At 67.6% G+C, this 5,311-nt stretch carries 5 protein-coding genes; 4 read left to right on the top strand and 1 reads right to left on the bottom strand.

Going from position 1 to position 5,311, the window contains the following annotated elements; all coding sequences use genetic code 11:
* Positions 1 to 104: 104 nt before the first annotated feature.
* Positions 105 to 1,061, bottom strand: coding sequence for a hypothetical protein (locus tag KA184_23020; protein ID MBP8132462.1), 957 nt, complete (start codon positions 1,059 to 1,061; stop codon positions 105 to 107).
* Positions 1,062 to 1,274: 213 nt separating this feature from the next.
* Between KA184_23020 and KA184_23015 the strand changes: the two genes are divergently transcribed.
* The 4 genes from KA184_23015 to KA184_23000 all read left to right on the top strand — a co-directional run.
* Entirely contained in the window at positions 1,275 to 2,762 is a 1,488-nt protein-coding gene (locus KA184_23015) for a hypothetical protein (protein ID MBP8132461.1), read from the top strand.
* Between the two features lie 58 nt (positions 2,763 to 2,820).
* The gene (locus KA184_23010; protein MBP8132460.1) at positions 2,821 to 3,804 is read left to right on the top strand and encodes a zinc-binding dehydrogenase; all 984 of its coding nucleotides are present in this window, start codon (positions 2,821 to 2,823) and stop codon (positions 3,802 to 3,804) included.
* Between the two features lie 281 nt (positions 3,805 to 4,085).
* Entirely contained in the window at positions 4,086 to 4,436 is a 351-nt protein-coding gene (locus KA184_23005; protein ID MBP8132459.1) for a hypothetical protein, read from the top strand.
* Between the two features lie 17 nt (positions 4,437 to 4,453).
* A partial coding sequence (locus tag KA184_23000; protein MBP8132458.1) for a hypothetical protein occupies positions 4,454 to 5,311 on the top strand: 858 nt, incomplete at its 3' end.

The raw sequence follows: 5,311 nt of genomic DNA, 5'->3' as shown, positions 1-5,311 counted from the left end.
CAGCGGAAGCGCACGGGATGTCAATCCGGCGGAGTCTCGGCGCTGATGCAAGAATCAGGCCCGGCCTGCTTTTCCGCCGCAGGCTCAACGCGCGACGCGGCGGCTCACCTGTCGTCTTCGTCTCTTTCTTCCCAGTCGTAGGGGCCTTCCGAGACGTCGTCCCAGGAGAGGATGACGTCTTCGTCTTCCTCTTCGCGCGCCCACTGGGCGATCAGCCGCCGGTTGGTGTGCCGTTTCCGGAAATACGCGATGACGAGCAGTATGGCGGGAAAGCCGAATACGGAACCCGAGCCAATCATTCCTATCAGGGCGATTTTCCAGAGCGAAGCACGGTAGGCCATCCAGAAATCGCGCACGGTCATGCCCGTGTGCTCACGCAGCGCCGAGCCGAGCACGTCCGTGCGCGTGCCGCGCACAATCTTCCAGAACACGTCGTCGCCGAACCTGTCTCTCAGGAACCGGGTCATCGAGAGCGCTTGGGCGTAGGCATCGCCGAATGCGATTTCGTCGCCTGGCGCGCGGAAGCGCATGTCGAGGTCTTCGTAGTCGATGATGCGGTTGTGCACGTACATCCGGGCAATGTGGAAGAGGCTGTTCCAATAGTACTCGTTGGCGAGGCTCATGCAGATGCCTTCGTTGAGCCAGCGGGGGAGATAGTCGGGGTTCGTGTTGCGCGCGAGCAGGACGTGGACCAGTTCGTGGCGCAGGGTGCCCCGGAAATCGCTGTGCGCGTAGCGCAGGTGCGGCGCCTTGACCACAATCAATCCCTCTTCCGAGCGGGCAAGGCCCGAGACCTCGACCCCGCCGAAGGATTGCGCATAGGCGGAGAAGGTTTGGATATCGTGGGCGATGATGACGCGAACAGGCTCGCCGCCCGGCGGCAGTTCGTGGCCGAACTCGGCGATCGCCTCGTCGAACACGTGCAGAGCGTGCTCCGCGGTCGCGCGGTCGCTTGGATGAAATTGGATGCGGAAGATGCCCCGCTCAAGCTCGTCGCAGCGCGCCGTGGCGGCGGCCCACACAAACATCCCTGCCAAGAGGCCTATGAGAATCCGGTTCACCGTTTGCGCATCTTTTCATCGCGTCCGGGCGATGGGTTCGGTCATCCCGTGGCGGGCTGAGCAGGGGCCTTGGGGCGCGCTGCCGCGGGGTCCTGCAAACGCATCCGGATACTAGGGCAGCGCGCGCGCTCGTGTCCAGTCCGGCGCGGATGCGGCGATTCGCGCGCTGTTCCTGTGGTATCATGACCCGGCTAAAGACGCGGGGCGATCAGAATGCGGGCGTCGGGTCGATTCGTATTTATCGAGAGCGTGCTGGTTGCCGCCGGCGCGGCGTTGACACTGTGCGGTCTCGTACTCATTGTCGCGCCCGGCGCCGCGACGCGGTTCATCGCGCATGTCGGGGCAGGCCGCGCCGTGCCCGGCGGCTCGCGGATTGCCATCGCGGCCGAGAAATCGCTGCCCGAGCCCGCGCTGGGCGCGCCGGACCACCCGGACGGCTACACCGTGCAGTTCGCACATTCGGAGTCGTTCGAGGACGCCGTGACGCGCGTGCGCGATGGCGGCGCGGACGCAGGCTACGCGCTGAGCATTGCGCTGGCCGGTCAGGAAGGCCTGGCGGGCGTGGCGAATCTCGGGCGGCGCCACCTGCACGTGATCGTGCCCGCCGGCGCCGCCGTCCAGGGTCTGGCGGACCTCGCGGGCAGGAAGGTGGGCACGGGCCACGCGGACGCCTATGCCATAGAGCTGTTTTCGGCCCTGCTCGAATCCTGCGCGCCCGCGAACCCGCCGCAACTGACCACCGAGCATAACGCCGACCTGGAGGAAGCGTTTCTGGAGGGGCAGATCGGCGCCGCGCTGCTTCTGTGCGGGCATAATGAGCCCATCGTCACGGAGCTGTTCGCCACAGGCTGGTATACGCTCGTGCCCATTCCCGAAGCCGAGGCGCTCGCGCTGCGGATACCCGGTTTGTTCGCTGATGTCATTCCCGCGGGACTCTACGGCCCCGAACACAGCATCCCGCCGCCCGAGTCGGGGCCGCTGCCGACGGTCGCCGTCACCGCGCTGCTCTATGCGCGCGTGGACGCCCCCGATGCCAAGGTCGAGGCGCTGGCCCGGCGCGCCCAGAAAAGCGCGGACGCGCGCGAGGCCGGAGCGGTCGCGCCGCTGGCGCTGCATCCCGCTGCCGTGCAGTTTGCCGCCGGGGCGCCCCCGCCGCGCCCCGAGTCCGGCCGCGCCATGGCGTTGCTGCTCGGCTGCCTCTGCCTTCTCACGGGCGCGCAAACGCTCTGGGGACGGGCCCGCAAGCGGCGAACGGCGGCTCGTCGCCAAGCGCTTCTGCGGGAAGCAGAATCGTTGCTGCGCGAGTGTTCCGCTCTGACCTGTGCGGAGGTCGTGGAGATACCCGGTGGGATGGGCCTACCCGGTGCGGCGCCGGGGAGCGCCGCGCAGGGCGCGCACGACTCGCTGGAAGGGGTGCTGCCTGCCCTGCTCGCGCGCCTGCGCTCGCAGCAGGAAGCCCTGCGCGCGTCGGACGCGCTCGCCGAGGTCTTGCGCGGGCAGTTGGCGTCCGCGTACGCCGAGGCGTCCTGTCCGGACGCCGGTCCGGACGGTCTCGCGCAGCCTGATTATCCGGAGCCTGCGGCGGCGGCGCCGGAACAGGACCGCGCCGGAGAACCCCCTCAGCACCATGCAACGGGAACATCTGCTGCCGAGCCGGAACCGGGGCGTGCGCCCCGGGACCAAATGACCTTTGGCTTCTAGCCGTTCGCGCGGCGCCGACAGCCGGACGGCACAAGAAATACGAGGGAGACCATAATCGATGCGGGCATGGCGGTTTCACGAGCCGGGAAAGATCGGGAATTTGCGTCTTGAAGAAGTGGCGGTGCCTGTGCCGAAAACGGGCGAAGTGCTTGTGCGCATGGCCGCGGCCGCGTTGAACCCCGCGGACCATTACCTCGTGCTGGGCCAGTATCCGCGGGCGGGCGCGCCTCCCTTTACGCCGGGCCGCGACGGCGCGGGCGTCGTGGAGCAGGCGTGCCCGGGCGGCCGCTTCCGCGCGGGCGATCAGGTGGTGTTGCTGGGCGGCCTGACCGGTATCTCGGAGCAGGGCACGCTGGCGGAGTGCGCGGCGGTCCCGGAGGACTGGCTCGCGCCGCTGCCCGCCGGCTGGACCGTGCGGGAAGGTGCCGCGGCGCCGCTCGTATACCTCACTGCCTGGCACGCGCTCGTCATTTGCGGGGGACTGCAGGCCGGCCAGACGGTGCTGGTCACGGGCGCTTCCGGCGGCGTCGGCACGGCGGCGGTCATGCTCGCCAACTCCCTGGGCGCGCGCGTGCTGGCGCTCTCGCGCAGCCCGGAAAAACGCGCGCGCCTGGAATCGCTCGGCGCTATGGCGCTTGACGCGGCCGCGCCGGATATCGAGAAGCAGGTCAAGAACGCGGCAGGCAACGGCCCCATCGGCCTCATCGTCGAGAACCTCGGCGGACCGCATCTGAACCGGTGCGCGCGCATGGTCGGGTTCGGCGGACGGATCATTGTCGTGGGGCTGCTCGCGGGGTTGAACGCGGAGGTCACCGTGGGCTTGTTGATCCACAAGTGCATCCGCATCGAGGGCATCAGCGTCAGCGCGTACAAGGCCGATGAAGCGCGCCGGGCCTGGGAGGAGATCGTGGGCAGGCTCGGCACCGCCGGATTGCGGCCCATCATCGACCGTGTGTTTCCCATGACCGGCGTGCAGGAAGCGTTCGCGCATCTTCAACGCGGCCCCTTCGGCAAAGTAATCATCGACACCGGCGCGCTGTGACGGCTTGTCTAGCCATTGTGTGAAATAGAGCGGAAGAGGGGACATCCACCAATTTCCGGAATACCGAGTACATCGAGGTCTGGCGCGGTTTGCCGGGCGAGGACATGACGCGCATCCTGTCGGGCGCCCCCACCGTCATACCCGCGAAAGCGGGTACCCAGCGGAATACGCCATTCCCGCGCCAGCGCGGGAATGACCGGTTTGTTTTGTGTGCTGGGTTCCCGCTTTCGCGGGAATGACGGAGAGGGTGCGACGCGGCGGGCACGCACCGCATCCATGAGGTGGAACTCGCCGCGGACGAGCCGGATTCCTGGACTTACGGGTATAATAGCGCGAACGAGTTGACGAAGTGGACCATAGATGGCGTGGTCGATATGGATTTCACGTATGACGATTGGGGCCGGACGGTGACAAGATCGGGGACTGTACCAAGCGCCCACGCGCTTCGCGTGGGAGACGGGACTGTCCCCTATTTCTACTGCGAATACGCGGGCGAGTCCGGGTCGTGGACCGTGGGCGACCGGCAGCGGACGTATGCGCTCGTGGGCGTGCTCGCGCTCGCGGAGACGCCGGGCACGAACCCGTCCACGGGCAGCTACACTCTTGGTGCGGTTTCGAGTGGAACAAGGTAGGAGAAAGCGGGGTTGTCATGCGCGGTATGGGTCGTCGGGATTTCCTGGAGGGGTGCGTGTGCGCGGTTGTGGCTGCGGGGGTAGGTTCGACAGCCTCGGGCAGTGAGACAGCAACCGATGGGGCCGGCGCGTGTACCCTGCAGTGTCCGGAGGCGTGGCTGAACGACGTCTATCGGCATGCGGCGCAGGATAACGTGCTGAAGGCGCTGAATCCGGACGTATTCTTCGGCTATTTCTGCGTGTGCGCGGACGGGCAGGGCTTCGGTTTCGCAAACTCCTACCCCAGTCTGGACGGGCATCAGTTGAGCCACGCGCTGCTGTACCTGGGACGCTCGGCGGAGGTGCTGGCGAATTGGGCGTATGTGAAGCAGCGCCAGAAGCCGGACGGGCATCTGCCGATCATGGTCAATGCGAACGGCGAGGGTTTGTACACCCACTGGTGCCCGGGCGACCCGCTGCGCGCGCTGGGGCCTGTGACGTATGCGCACAACGCGCACGCGATCTACGCCCACACGCTGGACGACGCTTGGCTGCGCGCCAACCTGCCAAGCCTCAATCTCGCCATGGGGTATCTCGAATCGCTGACGACGCCCGGGGGGCGGGTCGGCGGCGCCGGGTTTTACGTCGAGATGCCCACGCGCATCGAGTGGGACGGCGTGTCGCAGTGTTACGCCGTGGACGCGCTCGAACGGGCAGCGGCGTTGAACGCGCGCGCAGGCGACGAGCCGAACCGCGCGCGTTGGGCCGCGCTCGCGCAACGCATCCGCGCGAATTTCGCGCGCGAGTTCTGGCGTGGCGACCACTGCGTCGAATACCTCCACCCGGCGCGCGGCGCGATAGACACGCATGGCCTCACCGATGTGGACTGGGCCGCG

It is taken from the genome of Candidatus Hydrogenedentota bacterium, assembly GCA_018005585.1.
GTDB lineage: Bacteria > Hydrogenedentota > Hydrogenedentia > Hydrogenedentales > JAGMZX01 > JAGMZX01.
Note: the sequence above shows the minus strand (reverse complement) of the source record. Positions and strands in the feature narration are given on the sequence as shown.

Excerpts from the sequence above, each read along its gene's own strand:
- KA184_23015 (MBP8132461.1), top strand. The coding sequence starts at position 1,275 with ATGCGGGCGTCGGGTCGATTCGTATTTATCGAGAGCGTGCTGGTTGCC.
- KA184_23010 (MBP8132460.1), top strand. The coding sequence starts at position 2,821 with ATGCGGGCATGGCGGTTTCACGAGCCGGGAAAGATCGGGAATTTGCGT.